Here is a 20676-nt window from a genome sequence, read left to right as displayed (position 1 = left end):
CCTTATTCCTTGATCCTGACTGTTCATGCGAGATTGCGGCGTAATCCGCGCCAGCGGCGACCGGAGGCCGGAACCCCACGACCCGATTCTTGTAGTGGGTCGCGCTGGAGAAAAGCTCTGCGGCGAGCTTAGTCCTCGAAACTATCGGCAAAGAGGGTTTCGGCACCGATGCGGATCACAAACGTCTGTGCGCTGGAGGTATCGGTTCCCCCGTTGGCGGTGCCGCCGCTGTCGTTCACTTGGACCGTGAACTCAGTGGAGCCTTCGACACCGGGCGTAGCGGTATAGGTGAGATTGCCGCTGCTGTCCACCGAGGGCGGAGTCGCAAACAAGCCAGCATCTTCAACCCCCAGCACCTGATAGCTCGCCTGCTGACCTTGCTCGTCCGGCGCACCAGGGTCAAAGGTGGCCCAGCCAGCAACCGTCTGTGGTCCGGCATCGATCGCAACCACCGGCGGATCTTCCGCGCTGAAGCCCGGTGGATCGTTGACCGGATTGACGGTGATCGTGAAGGTTTGAAAACCGGACACGTCGACACCGCCGTTGGCGATACCGCCATTGTCGACCACGCGGACATCGAAGGTGCTTGTTCCGCTGACGTCCGGGGCGGCGTTATAGACCAGATTGCCCAGCGTGCCGATAGTGGGCAGCACCGAGAAGAGGCCCGGGCTAGAGATGTTTTCAACCTGGTAAACCAGCGGGAACTGGCCGCTTTCGCCGGGCGCGCCCGGATCAAAGTTGGCCCATCCGGATACGGTGACGCCCCCCGGGTCTTCATTGACCGCCGGTGGGTTGCTGGCGCTGAAGGATGGGGCATCGTTGATCCCAATGATCTCGACCGAGACGTCGAGCAGCTCCTCGTCGCGGGAGAACCCGCCGAAAGCTCCGGTCGCCAGCGTGATATCCACATCGGTACCGGGCTGTCGCCAGCGTCCGTCCCACAGGCGCACGCTCAGTGGTCCGGGCACGCCCTCAAAGTCGGGTTCTGGAACGAAACGCAGCAGGTCAGTTGCCGAGAGAACCAGCGCCGTCTGATCACTCACGGTACCGGGGACACTGCTCCAGCTGCTGCCGTCAGCGCTGTACTGCCAGATGCCTTGGCCTGGGGTGCTGGAATCGGCAATCACCGCCATCCCGGCAAATGGATCGGCGTCGAGGTAGGCGTTTATGATGGTGCTTTCCAGCGGACTTCCCTGTGGTGCGGTTTCGTCCTCCAGCTGAGAGAACAGTGTTGCTGAGTCGGCTCGGGTTAGCGGAGCGCTGTTGCCAAACAACACGTAGCTGCTTCCGTTGCGATTGACTCCGCTCGAATCGGCGTAGGGTGCGCCGATGAAAAGGTCGTCAAGGCCATCGCCGTTGATGTCGCCCCCACCGCTTACCGCACGGCCTGCATAATCAGCGCCGGCGACGCCGTTGATCGCGAAACCGTTTCCGCCGTCGACGGAAGCCAAATCCAGCGTGGCGGGATAGCCGGCAGTGGTGCCATAGATTAGGTAAGTGATGCCAGCATTCGTCTTGCCAACCGGATCTGCTCGTCGGGCACCGACCAGAAAATCGTCGAGGCCATCTCCATTGACATCACCTGCGCTGCTGACGGAAAGCCCAGCGCCGTCTTCAGAGGCGACGCCGTTGATCGTAAACCCGTTGGAACCGTCGAGCGAGCTAAGATCCAGGCTTGATGGAAACTGCTGGTCGGAGCCCAGCACGACATAGCTGGTGCCAGGGCCCGATCCGCCAGCCGGGTCAGCGCCGAGCAACACATCTCCAAAGCCGTCGCCGTTGATATCTCCCGCGTCACTCACGGCGATTCCAAGAAGGTCAAAGGGCGCAAGCCCGTCAATAGTAAGACCGACACTGCTGGTGCCACCGCCACGGCCAACGTTGGCGAGACTGATGAGATCGATCGCAAAATCATCAAAACCAAAGATAACGTAGGTTATGCCGGCAGCCGTCCCGTTTGTCGGCGACGCGTTTTGTGCGCCGATCAGCAGATCATCAAAACCATCGGCATTGATGTCGCCGGCACCGCTAACGGCGAGGCCAGCAAAATCTCCAGCTGCCTCTCCGTTCATCACAAAGCCGTTAGATCCGTTGAGTGTGCCAAGGTCGAGATTGGACGGAAAACCCGCGTCGGTGCCGAACACGATGTAGCTCGCGCCAGCGTTGATACTTCCATTGGGGTCGGCAAAAGCGGCGCCGATTAGTATGTCGTCAAAGCCATCACCGTTAACGTCACCAGCAATGCTGACTGCGCCACCTGCGGCATCGCCAGAGCCGGCGCCCGTGATGCGGAAACCCTCATTCGCAGTGATTTCGGATAGGAAACTGCGTGGAGAGAAAGGTGTCTCTCTCCCGAACAACACGAAGCTGAGGTTAGCGAACTCAGTACCGATCAACAGATCATTCAGACCATCCCCGTTGACGTCCCCGGCGCCGCCGACCGTATGGCCGAATTCGTCGTCGGGATTCAACCCGAGCAGAGCGAATCCATTGGTGCCGTTGAGCGTCGCAAGCTCCAGATTGGCAGGGAAGCCGGAGTCGCTGCCGAAAACCACGTAGGAAATACCTCGATAGTCGTTGCTGCCGTTATCTCCCCGCGGTGCGCCGATGACGAGGTCATCAAATCCGTCGCCGTTGATGTCTCCGATGCCACTGATCGCGCGGCCAGAAAAGTGATCGGTACCCTCTCCGTTGATTGCGAAACCGTTTGTGCCATTAAGTTGGCCAAGCTCAACAAGCTCCTGCGCAGGAAGCGGAGCGCTTGTGGCGAGAGCTGCCGAAACAGTTAGCGCGAGTCGGCGACGATGATGTCGTTTTGTCATGCGAATTCCCTTTGTTCGCTGGGCGAGCAGCCTGGAATGGCCCTGGTCTGTTCACCAACAAAACCCGTGGACGGTCCTGCCTCGCACGGTGCGTTGTGGGACCAAATAGGGCCTTTCTAAAGAACACAACGACGATGCGTCTCAAAGTGAACAACCAATAGAAGAATGGCGTAGATCACGGTCCTGGCCCGCCGCTTGGCGGCTCCTTGCTATTCGGATGTGCGTTCGAACGGTCTAATTCGTTCCATTGCCCACGCAAAAGGAATTGCCTATGGTTGTGGCAGTCCGAAGTGGTGTTGCATCGGGCTGGGAGGGTGTGAAATGCAGTCATTCCTGATAGATCATCTGGTCAGCCGGCGCGAGGCGCTGCGCATGGCGGGTGTTGCGGGTGCTGGACTAATGCTGGGTTCAACCGGGCCGGCCCTGGCTCGGCACGGCAAGGTCGAGTCGCTCCCCGGCGGCCTGGACTACAGCGACCCTCGCGACAATCTCTACGCCTTCGGCAAAATCTGGGCCGGCTATAGTGAACCGGTCATCGGTGCCTTTCACGGACTGATGTACGGTCGAGTGGGCACCGATCGGATGCGGCCGCTCTTCAACTTTGAAGGAATTGGGGTTCTCCAGGCTGAGATCGACGAAAATCGCGATCTGAAGATCAAAACCCGGGAAGTTGGGCTGTTCACCGACCTGCGTACTCGCGAGGTGCTCGAGGTTTGGGACAACCCCTACACCGGCAAGAAAGTCGAGGTCTACCACTTTTACAATCCCGGCGGTGGCGGAACGCTGGGCGTGGAGATGCCCAAGTTTGTTGTGCCAGGCAACCCGGATACGCCGACGCTGATGAACGAGGGGTCGATCTTTCCGGACGAAAACGGACGCTATCCGTTTCTGATGCCATTTGAGCAGTACGGCGACGACCTGCTGCTCGCCTGGGACTACACCCATTACCACAAGAATCCGGTAACGCCAGAAGGTTGGCCCGTGTCGTCGACCGGGCCGATCGTCAGCCCAGCCGAGCACTTCACCTTCAAGGTCTCGCGCCGAGAGCTGGAGGACCGTGACCTTCCCACTGTTCGGATGTATGCCGGGTTCTCCCGCTCGTCCCAGTGGTGGCCCTGGATGGGCATGGGCGGCAGTGGGCTTGAATCCGGCGTGCTCAGCGGACGGATGCATAGCCACAACGGGCTGTCAGGTTATGACGACGTGCCCCGCAAGGTGCTCGATTATCTGGAGCGCCGAGCTCCCCAGTATCTGGAGCCGGTTGAAGGTTGGCCCCGCTCCTCGCCGCGGCTCGACACCTGGACCGCCTATTCCCAGGACGTTGCGCCGGAAACCGAGGGACATCCCTGGAAGCCAGCAGCAGACGAAATCAGGCCGCCCACAGGGAAGGGCGCCCTCAAACGCGGCTGACCCGGGAGATTGCTCCATGCAACGTCGGCTTGTGCGATGGACACCCCGGCACTCGGCGCCATGATCCATGGATAGGCAAGACAAAGACCGCCTGCTGAAAGCGATCGCTGACGGGGAGCCGGTTGGGGACGACGCGGAGCGGGTCTCCCCCGGTTTGTACCAGCTGAGCCGCGTCGTGCAGGCATTCAAATTGGGTGAGACGGGCGGGAATACCGACGGGGACTTTGTTTTCCACTGGCGACACTTGAGCGCTCGTGAGGAAATTGGCGAGGGTGGTTTTGGCAAGGTCTACCGCGCGTATGATTCCACCTTAAAGCGGGATGTAGCCCTCAAGCTGGCGCACCGCGATAGGGAAGGCGAGGGCCCAAACCCCGCGGACCTCGTCGAAGAAGCCCGGCGCCTGGCGCGGGTGCGTCACCCCAACGTGCTGACAATCCATGGTGCTGAAATCGATGACGGTCAGGCAGGCATCTGGTCAGAGTTGATAGAGGGTGACACGCTAAAACAGCGGATCAATCGGGACGGGCCTCTCGGCATCGAGCACACCCTAGCCGTGGCGCGGCCACTCAGCGAAGCGCTGGCAGCGATTCACGAAGCGGGTCTGGTGCATGGGGATATCAAGCCTGGCAACATCATGCTCCAGTCGGATCAGACGCCGATCCTGATGGATTTTGGCTCCGGGGGAGAGCCAGGTACACCCGCCTTCACGGGTTCTCCGGTAGCGATGGCGCCGGAACTCCTCAGCGGTATGCCCCTATCGCCCGAGACCGACATCTACGCGTTCGGTGTCGTTTTATATTACCTGCTCACCGGCACTTATCCCTTGAAACCCTTGTCGCTGGAGGAGCTCGGTGAGCAAAGCGGCCGCCGGTCGATCGATGGCCGAGCGCTGCCCCGGCGCCTTCGAGCGCTTACCCTGCGCTGCCTCGCGTCCGACCCGGCCACACGACCAACCGTGGCTGAGGTTTCGGACGCGTTGGCCAGCGCAGCTCATCGCCCGGCCCAGCTAAAAAAGTTGCTGACAGCCGGTCTTGTTGTGTTGGCACTGGCGGCTGGTGCCAAGTTTCTCTCCGATAGCGTGCCGACTGGAGGCGAGCTAACGGACCGGCCACCCAACTCGATTGCGATCCTGCCGCTGGAGGATCTCGGTGATGGCGAGGACGGTCGCCGATTTAGTGACGGCCTGAGTGAAGAAATACTGCATCAGCTGACGCGGTTTCCGGATCTAAACGTGGTTGCTCGAGCCTCTTCCTTCGCTTTTCGTGGGGCAGAGCTGGAACCCCAGGAATTGGCCAGCCGCCTCAGGGTTCGCTATCTGTTAACGGGCAGCGTCCGCCAGGTCGATGACCAGCTCCGCATCACCACGTTTCTGACTGATCATCGCGGACAAAGTATCTGGAGTGAGACCTACGACCGTTCGATGGCGGATGTTTTTTCATTGCAGAGCGATGTTGCGTCGGCGGTCGCGGCGCAGCTCTCAGCAACCCTCGCTGCCGATGACTCACCTTCAACCTACGAACCGAAGCCGGCCGCCTACCAGGAGTTTCTGCTCGGACGCGAATACCTGCGGGCGAGAACTCCAGGGTTCGCCAGGGCGGCGCTTGGTCATTTCAATGCCGCTATTGCTGCTGACCCGGAATACGCGTCACCGCTCGCCGGGCGCGCGTTAACGCTCCTGTTGGCGCCGGTGCGCAGCGGCCTCAGCGACGACCCGCGCGGCGAGGCCGCCAAGGACGTTGCCGCGGCTCTTGCGCTCAACCCTGATGAAGCGTTTGTGCTCGCGGCGCAGGGCCTGGTGCTGTCGAACAGTGGCCAGGTTGAGGCAGCCGTTGAGCCGCTTCGAAGAGCGTTGAGCCTGGACCGCGATATCGCCGGTGCGCCAACCTGGTTGAGCAACGCGCTGATTGACCAAGGGAAGGAAGACGAGTCGCGGGAGGTGCTCAGCGCCGCCCTGAAGCGAAACCCGTTGGATCCTCGTCTCGCGACCAACGTGGCTACCCGACACAGCAACACCGGGAATTTCGAGGCGGCCGAAGCGATGCTGTTGCGGCTGCTTGATCTGCCCAATCCGCCCCAGCCAGCCTACTCTGAGCTGTTTCAGCTCTATGACCGCTACGGCCGCTTCGACAAGCTCATTGCGGCGGGCAAGTCGTGGATCCTTGCTGAGGCGGAGAACGATGCTGACCCCTATTTCTTCTGCTCCTTCATTGCCTATGGCTACGCGCGGCTGGCCCTTTTTGAACAGGCTCATTATTGGCAAGACCTTGCAGAATCGATGCCACCCGTGGCGCCCGGCACCTGGATGCGCCGGGTCTTCATCTATCGCCTGCAGGGACTACCCGAGCGGATGGAAGGACCGCTGACACAAATGATGGCGGAGCAGGGCTTCGACCTGGATCGCGCGCCGCCCTTTTTTGCGGCGGTAGTGGGCGCCATTCGAATTGTCAACGAAGACTATGAGTCGGGCGTTGAGTACCTGGAAAAAGCGATCCGTTGGCCGATACCAAAGACTCAGGATCTGGTCATGATCGACCTGGTTCAAATCCTGGCTTTCGCCCAGCAGCAGGCCGGAAACCATGACCGCGCGGATCAGCTGCTGGCCGAGATCGAACAGGCCTTGGATAAGCTGCAGCAGCTTGGACTTGGCGGTAACCCGGAGATGCTGTCGGTGCGCGCAATGAACCAGGTGCTCCTCGGCCACAACGAAGCGGCACTGGCCCTGTTTCAGGACGCCTACGCCGCCGGTTTCCGGCACTATCAGCAGATGCTTTTCGACCCACGAGTAGAGCCGCTGGCAGATCAGCCCACGTTCACCGCGCTGATGGCGCAGTTGGGGCAGGACATTGCGGACCAGCGAGAGCGGGTGCTGGCGATCGAGGCGACCGACAACTTTATCGAGCTGCTCGAGCCGAGACTCAAAGGCCGCTGATCTCCGAACCACTGGCTCTATCACCGGGCTGTCCAGCATCACAATGGATTAAGTCGAAATTTGTATCGGGCTAGCACCACAGCCTTTCACCGGGCTGTAACACGCCCTCACTACGCTTCAATGTGCTCTTCAGAACGCTCAATTCCTCTCGGTAATCATGAACCCGACTCTGGTGTGGATTACGGCCGCTGTTTTTGCGGCCTGGCTTGGTCGCAAGGCCGTGATTAGGCTCCGTTTGTCGCGCGCGAAACATCCGTTTCTTCGGGGGCATATTCGAATCTCGCGCCGGTTGGCCAGACTCGTACCCTTTTATGAGTATGAGCGGGATGCGGCTTTCGGGTGCGACGGCGCGGAAAAAGAAGTCGTCGCGCGCCGTGAGGCAGGTTTCCATCAGCTGAAAGAACGCCTGGCTGCCAAGTCCCCGCGCAGTCGCGAAGCGACCCGGGAGCTCGAGCCGGCCATATCCGATCTCCAGTTCACCAACGCCAACCGCGTCCCGTTTCAGTTTCGCAGCCTGGTCCGCGAAAACCTGCCTGTTGGTGCGGTCAGTGACGCAACCGAGGGCGTGAGGATCCGCGACCTTGACGGCAACTGGTCCTATGATCTCGGCGGATCATATGGCGTCAATTTGCTGGGTTACGATTTCTACAAGAAGTGCATCGAAAACGGTGCAAACCGGGTCCGGGACCTGGGGCCGGTGCTTGGCCCCTATCACCCGCTCATCGGCAACAACGTCAAAATGATCCGGGAGATTTCGGGTCTCGACGAGGTCTCGTTTCACATGTCCGGCACCGAGGCCGTCATGCAGGCCGCCCGGTTGGCGAGGTTCCACACCCGGCGCTCACAGCTGGTTACCTTTTGCGGGGCCTATCATGGCTGGTGGGATGGCGTGCAGGGCCTGGGCCATCATCGGTCGGTCAACGATATGTACATGCTGACCGATATGAGTGAGGCAACGCTCAAGGTCCTGAGAACCCGTAAGGACATTGCATGCGTCCTCGTTAATCCCCTCCAGGCCCTTCATCCGAATCAAGGCGCTTCGAGTGACGCGATGCTGGTCAATGGCCGTCGGCACGGCGAGGCGGATCACGAGGCGTACGCGCGCTGGCTCGCAGAGCTGCGAGAGGTCTGCACGGCTCGGGGTATCGTGCTGATCTTTGACGAGGTTTTTGTGGGTTTCCGCCTGGGTCTCGGCGGCGCGCAGGAATACTTCGGAGTAAGAGCGGATCTGGTGACCTACGGGAAAACGTTGGGGGGTGGGTTGCCGGTTGGCGTGCTGGCCGGCAAGGCGGAGCTCATGAGCCGCCATCGGGAAGATCGACCCACCGACCTATGCTTCGCCCGCGGTACCTTTAACTCGCATCCTTACGTGATGGGAAGCATGTATGAGTTTCTGCGCCACGTTACCGCCCCTGGGTGGGCCGATGAAGCCCGCGATCAGCTGGCGCTGTGGGATCAGCGCGCGGCGGCCGTCAATGCGTCACTGCAGGCGGCCGATGTTCCCGTCCGCGTTCAAAACCTTGCGTCGATCTGGATGCTCACCTATGCAATGCCCAGTCGATTTCATTGGCTGCTGCAATATTATCTTCGAGCTGAGGGGCTGGCACTGAGCTGGGTTGGAACCGGTCGATTCATTTTCAGCCATAACTATACGGATGAAGATGTGGCCGAGGTCGGACGCCGTATTGTCGCCGCGGCCTCCCGGATGCGTGAAGACGGCTGGTGGGCAAAACCCGACGGCCTGACGGACAAGGACATCAGCCGCCAGGTATTGCGCGAAATCGTCAGCAGACGCTGGTCCCGCGCCACCGGTTAACCCGCCTCGCGCTGCTCACCGTCAGCGCGAGACCGGCTCTGCCGGTTCGGCATTTTCCGCTTCAATCGTGTGCTGGATGTGGATCATCGGGTCGATGAGTTCGCCGCGGAGCAGATAAATTGGTGAGCGGCAATAGAGCTTGAAGTCGTGAAACGGGTCGGTGAGGATCTTGGTCGCCCAGACCAGACCGGTCTGCACATCCTGCAGGAAAAACAGGTGCACGGTGCGGAATATCAGAGCGCCGACCCCCAGCAGAAGCCACAGTACCGCCAGGTTGGCGAAGAATTCATCCCAGTTGGTGTGCGCCTCGAAGAGCCCGAACAGCTCTGGTTTCCACCAAAGCACTATCGGCGATACGGCCCAAAGGGTCTGTAAGACCCGCTTTCGGAACAAGTTGTAACCCACCTTAATTTCTTCTTTGTGTTCGTGGCTCGCTTGGTTGACGTCGTCGTAGGTTTTGGGCTCAAAAAAGAAATGCCCAATCTGCCTGGACCACATGGCAACGATCCATCCCAGCATCGCCGCGGCACCCGGATTGAAAAACAGCAGGACATAGCAGGCGAGGAAACAGATCGCGCTGAGGAGGTGCAGCGATTGGTTGATACGGCTGTGGTGGTAAAAGCGGTGATCATCCCAACGCTGAAGATGGAGTTCCTCACGAAAGCTGAGCTTTTCTTTGGTCAAATGATCGGTTGCTGCACTGCTCATGTTGGAAATGCACCTTTGTCTGAGTAGAGAACGACGGCCCGTTGAGGACCTTGGATTTCACGCCTGCAATTCATCGCCAACGCGGCGCCTCAGCAGCGGCTGGCCCATACGGATGATATTGCCGCGGCTAACCTGGTCGGCCAGGGACCAACGGGCGTCTGCAAACATCACGATCGTCGACCCATGTTCGAAGTAACCCAATTCGTCGCCCTTTCGGACCTCTCGTTCGAAGGGGATCTCATTGGCGCCCGCATATTCGAGGTTGAGCCTTTCGTCAAGGCCATGAATGCGCATGCTGGCAACGAGGATCGCCGCAACAGCGACTATCATTGTTGGCGTGTCCGATCGACTCCCCTCCAGCGCAAGAATCAGCCGCTCGTTTCGGCAAAACAATCGCTCAACTTTTTTGAGCGCAATTGGATTAACGTTCCAGGTGTCGCCAGAAATGTAGCGGAGGCCCGTGATCCTCCCGTCACACGGTGCATGAAACCGGTGATACATACTCGACTTGAGTCGCAGCGTTACAAAGCGGGCGCCCTCAAGCGCCTCTGCTGCCGCGGGATTGCCAAGAAGCTCTCCGACCGAATAGGGAAAACCTTTGGCCTGCAGCACCCGCCCGGAGGAAACTCGGCCGTGTTCGCCCACCACCGCGTCACACGGGCTGGTCAGGACCGCCGCATTCTGATCAATTACCCGAGCGTCCGGTTTGAGTTCGCGAATAAAGCAGTCGTGCAAACTGGAAAACTGCGTCTTTTTCGCCTCATGGAGGCGAAGGTCATCGACAAACATTTGCCAGATGCGAATAGACAGCGTCCGCACGAGCGGGTTTTCGATCTTGGAGAATCGACCCATAAAGAGTGTGAGCCAACGCCGCGGCAGCCGGTTGGTCAGCAGAAAGTTGAGCTTCTCCGCTGGTGTAAGCTCGGCAACGGATTTTGCGCCCATCGCGAGGATTAATCTCAGCTCTCTACGACGGCGACCGGCCGCCTGGGTGCAAGGTTGGCGACAAACTGGTGGGTCGATCGCAACCAGCTTCGGCTCTCGGCAAAGCTGCGGCAATCGGTGCGATTGAGCTCCAGAGCTTGGGTGCAGGCGGCAGCCAGATCGTCATCAAGGATTCCGGTGATGCCGGGCTTAATCACGTCGACCGGACCGGTCACCGGATAGGCCGCCACCGGTAGACCGCAGGCCATCGCTTCCAGCATGACAATGCCGAAGGTGTCGGTCCGACTGGGAAAGACGAATACGTCCGCGCCGGCGATCAAGCTGACGAGCTCTTCCCCAAACTTGTAACCGAAAAAGTGGCAATCGGAGTGCGCGTTCGTCAGGCTTTCGCGGTCCGGGCCGTCGCCAATGATGACCTTGCTCCCAGGCAGCGAAAGATCCAGGAAGGCCTCGATGTTTTTCTCCACGGCGACCCGGCCAACGTAAACCCAGATCGGTTTGGGTAGCTCGTAGGGAAAAGGGTTGTCCGGTTTAAACACGTCGGTGAGGACACCTCGTGTCCATATCACTACCTCATCGAAGCCGCTCCGTTGGAGCGTCTGGCGCATGCTCTCGGTGGGCACCATCGTGCGAGTAGCCGGGCCGTGAAACCATTTCAGTAGCCGCGTAGTCCATGAAATCGGGATGGGGAACCGCGCTCGAACGTACTCGGGAAACTGGGTGTGATAGGCGGTTGTGAACGGAATCTTGCGCCGCAGGCAGTAGCGTCGAACCGCCAGCCCCAGCGACCCCTCGGTCGCGATATGCACACAATCGGGATCAAACGTATCAAGCTCGCGCTGAACTGCGCCGCCCTGGAAGAGGGCCAGGCGGATTTCAGGATACGTTGGCAGCGGCCAGGTTTTGCGGCCTTCGGGGGTGACCATCCGCACTTCGTGACCCTCGCTCTCCAGCACGTCGCGCGTTTGGCTCAGCGTCGTGACCACCCCATTGACCTGGGGAGACCACGCATCAGTGGCGATAGCGATTCGCATGTTGTCACATCCTCATGCCGCATTGTGAAAGCCACATTACAGTGTGGTGACCGTCACGTGACTTGCGCCTAGGGCGTCGCACCCCCAGGTTGGAGTTGCAACAGAATACTGTTTATTTGTACAGTATATTGACTATGATCTTCTGCGTAAGTGCAGGCTGGAGGAACGGCATGATTGGTTATGTAACGCTGGGAACAAACGACATGGCACGGGCCGCAACATTTTATGACGCGCTGATCGGCGCGATGGGCGGCAAACGCTTTATGGAACACGAGGGTGTGTTTGTGGCCTGGGCCGTCGATCCCGCCAAGCCAGGAGTGGCGCTGACCAAACCTTTTGATGGAAACGCCGCAACGGTTGGCAACGGAGTGATGGTGGCGCTGATGGTGGATTCGACCGAGCAGGTCGACACGCTGCATCAGAAGGCGCTTGAGTTGGGTGGTGCTGACGAAGGGGCGCCGGGGCCCCGCGGGGAGGGTTTTTACGCCGGCTATTTTCGAGATCCGGACGGTAACAAGCTGAACTTCTTCTGCTCGCCGTCCTGACGCTGTTCAATCTGAACAAGACCGGCAGATCGATGGGTCTTACGCATCGATCTGCCGTGGTGCCGCCAACTCAGCCGGCCCTCCGCAATCGGTAGCTATTCGCTGCTGAGGTGCAGAGGCTTGTCGACGTCATAGGGGCTGAACAGGGTAATTTTCCAGCCCGCATCCGTCTGGTAGACCAGATAGAGCGATGCGGTGTGGTAGACCGGTTCACCTTCAACGGAGTAACCAACGCCGACATTGTTGGCCAGCAGCTTGTTCTCCGATAGCTGATGAAATTCCTGCGACTCCCAGGCCAGCCGATGCACGCCCTTACGCTCTAGCATCGTGACAAAACCTTCAAAGCCTCGAGTAAACTTTTCCATAGAAGCCGGCACGCGAGGTTGGCCTGAGGCCGGTGACTGAAGCACCGGAAAATAAACAATTTCGCTTAACTCCTGACGGAACGTTTCGCTGAGTTCTGGCCTGCCAAAGCGGCGGTTGTATACCCCGAGGTACGCGTCAAAGAACGCGACGGCCTCACGCTCGTATTGTGGGGCGTTGCTGTTTTCTGGGTCCGCATTGGAAGTGCTGCATACCAGCAGCATCGTGGCCATGATCAGGATTTTGGTGGTTTTCATCAATCGTTCCTCGTGGTGTTAGAGCGTTGGTTCGAGTGGTCGGAATGCTTTGAAGCGTGGAGGCCGCGCGGGCGCAGGGCCGAGGCGCCTCTGAGGTTCCGTTTACTGTTTTTCCGCGTGGCTGTTGCTGGACAGCTCGGTCATGAGCTCATCCAGCGTGGTGATCAAAGCCTCACGTGACTGCGAATAGGGCTGGTCATGATTGAGTTCAGCGACCCGCTTGAGGGCGCTTCGAATGGCAAACTCCGCCTCGCGAGCGTTGGGTGCGACGAGGTAGCGGCGTTTGGGTTGCTCGGCAGAAAGGAAGTCCAGGGTGGCCAGCGCGACGGGAGTCGGTGCCAGGTGTCGTGACCGATCGGTCTGGGTAAACCCGGCGAAGCGAGAGATCTCCGCATCAAAAAGTGATTCGGGCGCGTCGCTGCTCTGATCGTCGCTTCGCTGCTTCATGTTTTTCATGATGTCGGAGCGAAAGTTGCCTGGCTCAATGACGCTGACGGCAACGTCAAGTTTCGCCATTTCGGCAGCCAGCGAGTCGGTGAAGCTTTCAATCGCGTGCTTGCTCATGCCGTAGGGGCCCATCAGACGCCCGGAAGTGACACCAGAAATTGAGCCGATGGTGCTGATCCGGCCTTTGCTTTCCATCAAAAGCGGGGCAAAGGCTTTGGTCACCCGGTATGGTCCGAGTACGTTTACATCCAGGACAAAACGCATGTCCTTCTCGCTGACTTCAATGAGCGGATCGTAGATAAACACCCCGGCGTTATTCACTAGGCCAAACAGACCCTGTCCATGCTGCTGAACGGTTTCAACGGCAGCATCGATGTCCGACTGGATTGTGACGTCCAGGCGAACTCCCTGGATGTTCTCAAGCTCGCTCAGCTCGGCGATGTCCCCGGCCTTCCGGGCGCCCGCGAACACAAAAAAGCCGTTTTCGGCGAGCGTCAGCGCAATTTGTCTCCCGATACCGGAGCTGGCGCCCGTAACCAGTACGGTTTTTCTGCCGGTTGAGGAAACATCAGCTGCCCAGGAATCGCTGATCAGCAGGCAGGCGAGACACGTTGTAAAAATAAAGCCGATGTTGAGTCGGTGCATCAAAAAGCTCCGGATCTGAAACATGGCTGAAATCGTGTCTCGGACAAACGTCGGAACTATGCGCTCGTCGACCGGCTGGCGGCATTTCTCGACCAATCGTTAAGAAGTTCTGGCCATTGGGAGGCGCCTCCGTTCGTCGATCCCAATGGGTGTTTCGTCGACTAAATTTCCCGGTCCGCAAGCATTGCTTGGGCGGCGCCCGCAAATTTCGATACATTGCGAGTCTCTCCCACCCGTCCGACGAAGGAGTTGCCGCCCGGTGACCGTCCGTTTTTTGTCCAGCGCTTCCCTTTTCCAGCTGGGGTTCTGGGCCGTCGTATTCTTGCTGAACGTCGGGCCTGCGTGGTATCGCTACTCATCGCCAAGGGAGGTGGTGGAAGTGGTCGGAACCATCACCCTACTGCAGGCGATGGTGGCGCTGATTGCGCTTAAGTATCTGGTCCCCCGCTGGCTGGACCGGGGTCAGGTCAAGACCTTTTCTCTGCTCCTGATCGCGGTACTGGTGCTGGCGGCAGAACTCAACATCCTGCTGAGCTACCTCTATCTGGAGCCAGCGTACCCAGACACCTACGCCACGATGTATCAGGCGATCAGCGACCTCACTCTGATCGAGCGGCTCGGCTTCTCATGGGTCATCAGATATATCGTCTTGTCCAAGCTGCCGGTGCTTTTCTTTCCCGCCGCTGTCCTTCTTGCGGTCAGCTACTATCGCCGACAGCAGAGCGTGCTGGCGCTGCGTGATCAAAAGCGGGCGGCTGAGCTCGAGGCGTTGAAAAACCAGCTCAACCCACACTTTATATTCAATACGCTCAACAATATTTACGCGCTGGCGATTAAGCGCTCCGACCAGACTCCCGAGGCGGTGGCGAAACTCGCGGGCATCCTCGACTACGTCCTGTATCAATGCAACAGCCCCGACGTTTCGCTGCACAAAGAGATCCAGATGATCGAAGATTACATCGACCTTGAGCGACTCAGGTTTGGTGACAGAATAATGGTTACCTTCGAACATCGTGTCGACGAGGGTGCCAGAATTGCGCCGCTGCTGTTCCTGACGCTCCTGGAGAACGCCTTTAAACACTCGGCTAGCCAGGAACTGAATCAGGCGACGGTTGACGTATCGCTCAAGGCAGATAGGCATCATGTAGTTTTTGAAGTCAGCAACAGCAAACCGGGACAGTCTTCGGATAAAAAGGACGTGAGGGCCGGCATTGGCCTGGCCAATCTGCACCGCCAGCTCGACCTGCTGTATCCAGCTACGCACGAGCTGGTCGTCAACGAATCTGATCGCCGCTATCAGGCTCGCCTCGAACTGGTCCCCACGGCCGCATGACCCAGCGCCGATACCGCTGTTTGGTGGTGGATGACGAGGCATTGGGCCGAGAGCTCATCGAAACTCACCTAAAGCAGCTTCCAAGTTTTGAGCTCGTTGCATCATGCGCCAGCGCTGTGGAGGCCAGTGAGCTGCTATCCACTCAACCGGTGGATCTGCTGTTTCTCGATATCGAGATGCCGATGCTGAAGGGCACAGATTTTTACCAGGGACTAGTGCATCGTCCCCGAGTGATCTTTACCACGGCCTATCGAGACTACGCGCTGGAGGGTTTTGAGCTCGAGGCGGTCGATTACCTGTTAAAACCGATTACCTTTGCGCGTTTCTTTCGGGCGACCCAGCGATTTCTCGCAATTGCCCAGGCGGGCAGGCTGAAGCAAGAGGACTCGGGAGAGGCCGCCCAGGCCTCATTCTTCATCCGAGTCAACCGCAAAGACGTCCGCCTGGCGCTCGCGGACGTCGTCTACGTCCAGGGGCTGAAGGACTACGTGCGAGTTCACACGCAGAACAGCGTATTTACCGTGAAAGAGACTATGACTTCCCTGTCGCAAAGGCTGGGAGAAGGGTTTCTCCGGGTGCATCGCTCGTATTTGGTTAACCTCAGCAAAGTTACGGCCATAGCCCGCCACGACGTGGAGCTTGGTGACCTCGAGATCCCTATCGGTGACACCTACCGAGCAGGCGTTGCCGAAATCCTGAAAACTCATTCAAGCGCCTAATGCATCGGGTCAACGCTCGTTTCCGATCATAAGTACGCCCGCGGAGCCCCGCCATTCTTACGGCCAATCCTGTCGTTAGAATCATTATTTGACCGTACGTATCAGTTGTTAGTGGCCAATGAGAAAACGGTCACAAAACTCCCTGACCGCGACGTCTTCTACAACTCGACCGCTGTGTTAGTGTTGTACAAGATTCTGGGGAATTGAGATGCGGATGAAATTCAGGGACTTGGTCGCTGTTGTTGCCCTGTGGGCGGGCGCAGCGTACTCGCAAAACATCGTCACGGTTCAGGGCGTTCAGGCTGACAGCCTGAGCGCGAACGCCACGATCAGCGTGCTGGTCAGCAACAACACGGCCTCGGAAGTCACCAATGTGCCCCTGACCATATTTGTGACTCCGCAGGGGGGCACCGAAATTGTTTCGCTGGAGACTATCGCCAGTATCCCGGCGACTTCCACGATCGTTTTCACGACCCCAACGGTCTTCGATCTTTCGGCCGGTTACGAGGTGCTTCGCGCCGAGAGCACGCTGGTCACGGACATGGACCTAACGGACAACAACTTTATTACGGTTACCGCCCAACCGATCCCTTTTTTCCAGGACTTTGAGATTCGCCCCGCCGTGACCAGCTACCGCGCGGACGCCGTATTCAGCGGCTTCGACGGTTTTTCCTATCTGCTCGAAGTCACAGGCGACGGTCGACTTAGCCATCGGACAGATTTCGACCCTGACGGCATGGGCATCGCAACCATGGACAACCCAGATGGGAGAAGCACCAATCGGCTGATCCTCACCTGGACCGGGCAGCAGGCGGTGACCGTTGCTGATGGCCGGGAGCTGTTGCTTGATTTCAACTGGTATGACCATGACGATGAAAGCGATGCGACTGACATCGTCGAGTTGCGAGGCAGCCCACTGGATCCGTGGATAGAGGTCTATAGCTTTGGTGCTAACTCGAACGACGGAAACTGGACCGACGTAACTTCTATCAACCTCAGTGAATTTATGCGTGTGAACGCGCAGACGCTCACCGATCAGGCCCAGATCAGGTTCTCCCAGAACGATAATTTTCCCGTCAATACCGACGGCATCAGCGTTGACGACATTCGGATTGCGCCAAAGGAGGACGACGTGGGCATCATCAGCGTCGAGATCCCGGGACTCGATCCTTACAACCCTAGAGTGGATGAAACCATACGCATCTTGCTCAAAAACTTCACGACGGTGCCCTTAACTAACATCCCGATCCAGGTGCGCATTGATCTGCCGAACGGGCTCCCGGTGTTTATTGACGATGTGGTGCCCTCGGTTGCTGCCGGCGTGCCGCTGGATCCATTTCAACCGGATGGGGCTTATACCCAAGGCGTGGGCGAGACCACCTACGATTTGCTGCAAACGATCAATCCCGGGTTCAAGTTTGGCGAATACACGCTGAGCGCACGATCCGGCCTTTCTGGTGACCCGAATCCCGGCAACGACACCGCTGTCCTGATGATCGACACGGCAGAGGTCGCCAGCCTGCCCGTGAACGAAGACTTCGAGAGCGTAGGGCCGCAGCTGATCTACCAAAATGAGTCTTTCGCGCCAATCGGCGGCATTATCGGCTGGTCGCACGTGGCGACGCTGGATGAAAGGGTGCAGTTTGCCCGCGGTAACGCCAGTAGCGGCGTTCAGGCCGCCTCCCTTGACGCCGGAAATCTGGATGAAAACCAGCTGGTGCTGACCTTTGATGGTTTAGCGATTAGACCCTCACGGGACAAGCTCTTTTTCGAAACCAACTACTTTAACGTTGGGGATGAAGACAATCCCGAGGACGGTGTCTTCGTGCGGGGTAAGGATACTGACGCCTATCAGCTGCTGTTCGACTGGAACGATGGCACGTTTGGCACCTGGCGATCCACCGGGCCCGTGGATGTTTCCCAGGTCTTGCGGACCGCTTCACCGGCGCAGGATTTGTCCTCCCTCAGTCAGCTAAAACTGCAGCAGCACGACGATGAATTGCTCCCTAACGACGGCGTCGATTTTGATGACGTGCAGCTATACCAGGTGCCTCACCGGGGATTGCCGGTCGATCAGTTCGAGATTTCGGCTTCTTTGTCCGCCAACGGCGCGAACGCTGGCGTGACGTTGGTGAACGGCGCCGCGCTTGGAGGCGAGATCGACATCACCGCCGCAAACCTTGCCAACATCACGAATGTCGATCTCACGGGTGGTCGGATTGTCGTTACGGGTCAGGACGCCACCGATTCGGTATCGCTGGTATGGGACGGACCCGATGGAGATTTTGGTACGGTGGATGGAGATGGCCTCGGCGGGGTTGATCTGACCAGCGGCGGCCTGCTCGATCGTCTGGAGATCGCCTTCGATGGCGCGGTTGATTTTGAGCTGAATGCTTTCACCGACGACTCCAATGTCTCGTCCTTTAGTGGGGCGGCGGTGGTTATTTTCCCCAGCCTCGCCGGCGGCATCACCACAGTAGACTTCCGAGACTTTACGCCAACTGCCGGAAGCGGGGCGGACTTCACCAACATCGGCGCGCTTACCCTCACGTTGACGGGCTCCGACACGGCCCTCGCCTGGGTCGAAGTTGACTCCAGCCGGACCGCAACACTCGAGGGGGTGCTGCTTACCGATGTCGACAACGACCTGGTCGTGAGCTCCGGCGATATCTTGCAGTACACGGCGCGTGTAGGATCGGGCGTCGGTGACCTGACCAGCACGCTCGCGGCCTTTGATCTCGGGGCCGGAATCGATCTTGATGTCGGTTCGGTAACCGCCGGTCAGGGTACCATTCTCACTGGCAATACGGCTGGGGACAGCCGAGTCGAAGTCGCCCTTGGTACCGTGTTTGAGGGAGCAACAACCACGATCACGTTCCAGGGTACGATCACCGCAGCGCCCGGCGCCGTTACCGAGGTCAGCACAACCGGCCTGCTCACGACAGCGGAGTTTACAAGCAGTTTCGACGACCCGTTAGACGCCACAAGCTTTAGCGATCCGACGGTGACCTCGGTCATACTGAGAGACGTCAGTTTGACGCTCACGGACGCAATCGCCGTCGACAATGGCGACGGGGTCGCCGGCGGTGGAGACACCATTCGCTACACGGCGGTATTGAGCAACAACGGCAATACGCCGGAACTATGCGGCACCCTGGTATCTCTGGGCGGCGCGGAGACGACTTTGGTTCTCGGGTCGGTTACCTCAGATTTTGGCATGGTGCTGCTGGGTAACCGCCCCGGCGATACCGATGTCGGTGTAGATCTTGGGCAGGTTGACCCCGGTAGAACCGTCACCATCACCTGGGATGCGAACGTCACCGATCCCTTGGGCATGGGGGTCACGCAAACGAGCGCGCAGGTCATGCTGACCGCCACCAATCTTCCCACGACCGTGTCGGACGATCCCGATACGCCCGCCGTTGGCGACGCTACCGTGACTCAGCTGTTTGTCGCGCCGCAGCTGACCCAAGACACCTATACCGTGGATGAGGACGCAACCCTTACCGTCGATGCCGCAACGGGCCTGCTCCAGAACGACGTTGCGGTGGTCGGCGCCCTGACCATCACCGCAATCGATGGGCAGCCCGCGGTAGGTAGTGATACGGCGCCAATGGCCGGAGGAACGCTGAACGTCGCCGCCGACGGCAGCTTTACCTATGATCCGGGAAGCACGTTCGAGAACTTAAACGCTGGGCAAAACGCGGTCGTATCCTTCAGCTACACCGCTGAAAACTCTTCGACGTCTGCCACCCAGACGGTGGAAATCACCGTTACCGGCTCGACCGACAGCCTCGCAGCGTTGCCAGACGACTTTTCGACGCTTGAGGATTCCGGCGTGGTTGGCAACGTGCTGAACGACAACGGTAACGGTGCTGACGCCGGAGACGAGGGTAACGAGGTGATCACGGTGACTACTGTTGGGACCTTTGCCGCGTCTGGCGTAGGCGGGCAGGTGACCTTGAGCGCCAATGGCGACTTTGACTTCCAGCCTGCGGCCGACGCGGTCGGCGTTGCGAGCTTTACTTACGACATCACTGACGGCTTCATCACCGCAACGGGTACGGTGACAATCACCGTTCAGCCCGTAAATGACGCGCCAAGTTTTGCTGCGGGCCCGGATGTCACCATCGTTGACGGTCAACCCCTGACTCAGACCCTGCCTGCTTGGGCAACTGGCATCAGTGCCGGCGGTCCTGACGAAGTCAGCCAGAATTTGACCTTCCAGCTCAACGTCCAGGCCGATCCTGCCGGCGTAATCGATTCAGTTGCGATCAGCAATGACGGGACGCTGAGTTTCACGCTCAGCGGCAACCAGGGAAGCGCCACGGTCGCAGCGCAGCTTGTGGACGACGGTGGAACAGCTGATGGTGGTCAGGACAGCTCGATGACTCAAACCTTTTCGGTGAGCTTTGCACCAGAGACGATATTCCTGAGCGGTTTCGAGGAGCTCTAACTCGCCAAGGGGCGGGACCCGCAGATGGTGTCGGTGCGACGACTTGCAGGTGTCGCAGGGTTGGATTAGCTATCCGGCCCGCAGCCACTGCTGGAATTTCCGCGTCTTTGGCGTGTCCAGGACGCACTGAAGCCGGATCCAGCCCGGGTTCAAGGCCAACGCAGTCAGCGCCCAGGCGGATTGCGCCTCAGTATCGACCTGGCTATCCATCGCTGAAAAACCGTTACATACTCGTCACAGAATTCTG

General features: G+C 59.0%; 13 protein-coding genes. 7 read left to right on the top strand and 6 right to left on the bottom strand.

Going from position 1 to position 20676, the window contains the following annotated elements; genetic code table 11:
* Window positions 1–128: 128 nt before the first annotated feature.
* Window positions 129–2822, bottom strand: a complete 2694-nt coding sequence (locus AAF358_03485; GenBank protein ID MEM7704586.1) for an Ig-like domain-containing protein — start codon at window positions 2820–2822, stop codon at window positions 129–131.
* A 321-nt stretch (window positions 2823–3143) separates the two neighbouring features.
* On the opposite strand from AAF358_03485, the gene AAF358_03480 reads away from it, so the two are divergent.
* The 3 genes from AAF358_03480 (at window position 3144) to AAF358_03470 (ending at window position 8977) form a co-directional block, all read left to right on the top strand.
* Window positions 3144–4232 carry a DUF1838 family protein gene (locus tag AAF358_03480; GenBank protein MEM7704585.1) on the top strand — a complete coding sequence of 363 codons (1089 nt, stop codon included), beginning with the start codon at window positions 3144–3146 and terminating at the stop codon, window positions 4230–4232.
* A 67-nt stretch (window positions 4233–4299) separates the two neighbouring features.
* Window positions 4300–7161, top strand: a complete 2862-nt coding sequence (locus tag AAF358_03475; protein ID MEM7704584.1) for a protein kinase — start codon at window positions 4300–4302, stop codon at window positions 7159–7161.
* 289 nt (window positions 7162–7450) lie between these two features.
* The gene (locus AAF358_03470; protein MEM7704583.1) at window positions 7451–8977 is read left to right on the top strand and encodes an aminotransferase class III-fold pyridoxal phosphate-dependent enzyme; all 1527 of its coding nucleotides are present in this window, start codon (window positions 7451–7453) and stop codon (window positions 8975–8977) included.
* Window positions 8978–8998: 21 nt separating this feature from the next.
* Here the strand turns inward: AAF358_03470 and AAF358_03465 are convergent, their stop codons facing one another.
* Genes AAF358_03465 through AAF358_03455 form a run of 3 tightly spaced genes read right to left on the bottom strand, consistent with a single transcriptional unit; the run spans window position 8999 to window position 11664 of the window.
* Window positions 8999–9685, bottom strand: a complete 687-nt coding sequence (locus tag AAF358_03465; GenBank protein MEM7704582.1) for an Mpo1-like protein — start codon at window positions 9683–9685, stop codon at window positions 8999–9001.
* Between the two features lie 57 nt (window positions 9686–9742).
* Complete coding sequence (gene asd / locus AAF358_03460) at window positions 9743–10630, bottom strand: archaetidylserine decarboxylase (protein MEM7704581.1); 888 nt, start codon at window positions 10628–10630, stop codon at window positions 9743–9745.
* 14 nt (window positions 10631–10644) lie between these two features.
* The gene (locus AAF358_03455; protein ID MEM7704580.1) at window positions 10645–11664 is read right to left on the bottom strand and encodes a glycosyltransferase family 1 protein; all 1020 of its coding nucleotides are present in this window, start codon (window positions 11662–11664) and stop codon (window positions 10645–10647) included.
* A 170-nt stretch (window positions 11665–11834) separates the two neighbouring features.
* Here AAF358_03455 and AAF358_03450 point away from each other — a divergent pair, with 170 nt between their 5' ends.
* Window positions 11835–12209 carry a VOC family protein gene (locus tag AAF358_03450; protein MEM7704579.1) on the top strand — a complete coding sequence of 125 codons (375 nt, stop codon included), beginning with the start codon at window positions 11835–11837 and terminating at the stop codon, window positions 12207–12209.
* Window positions 12210–12304: 95 nt separating this feature from the next.
* Here AAF358_03450 and AAF358_03445 read toward each other — a convergent pair whose 3' ends face one another.
* Both AAF358_03445 and AAF358_03440 read right to left on the bottom strand, forming a co-directional pair.
* A complete protein-coding gene (locus AAF358_03445; GenBank protein ID MEM7704578.1) occupies window positions 12305–12829 on the bottom strand; it encodes a hypothetical protein in 525 nt (174 codons plus the stop codon).
* Window positions 12830–12931: 102 nt separating this feature from the next.
* Window positions 12932–13921 carry an SDR family NAD(P)-dependent oxidoreductase gene (locus tag AAF358_03440; protein MEM7704577.1) on the bottom strand — a complete coding sequence of 330 codons (990 nt, stop codon included), beginning with the start codon at window positions 13919–13921 and terminating at the stop codon, window positions 12932–12934.
* 259 nt (window positions 13922–14180) lie between these two features.
* On the opposite strand from AAF358_03440, the gene AAF358_03435 reads away from it, so the two are divergent.
* From AAF358_03435 to AAF358_03425, 3 genes are all read left to right on the top strand, one after another.
* Window positions 14181–15254, top strand: a complete 1074-nt coding sequence (locus AAF358_03435; protein MEM7704576.1) for a sensor histidine kinase — start codon at window positions 14181–14183, stop codon at window positions 15252–15254.
* Window positions 15251–15973, top strand: coding sequence for a LytTR family DNA-binding domain-containing protein (locus AAF358_03430; protein MEM7704575.1), 723 nt, complete (start codon window positions 15251–15253; stop codon window positions 15971–15973). The genes AAF358_03435 and AAF358_03430 overlap by 4 nt, the downstream gene beginning before the upstream one ends.
* Before the next feature lie 214 nt (window positions 15974–16187).
* Window positions 16188–20429: an Ig-like domain-containing protein gene (locus AAF358_03425; protein MEM7704574.1), complete on the top strand. Its 4242-nt coding sequence runs from the start codon at window positions 16188–16190 to the stop codon at window positions 20427–20429.
* Window positions 20430–20676 lie beyond the last annotated feature (247 nt).

Source organism: Pseudomonadota bacterium (genome assembly GCA_039033415.1).
In the GTDB taxonomy this organism is placed as follows: Bacteria; Pseudomonadota; Gammaproteobacteria; order Xanthomonadales; family SZUA-38; genus JANQOZ01.
This window is presented reverse-complemented; position numbering and strand designations above follow the sequence as displayed.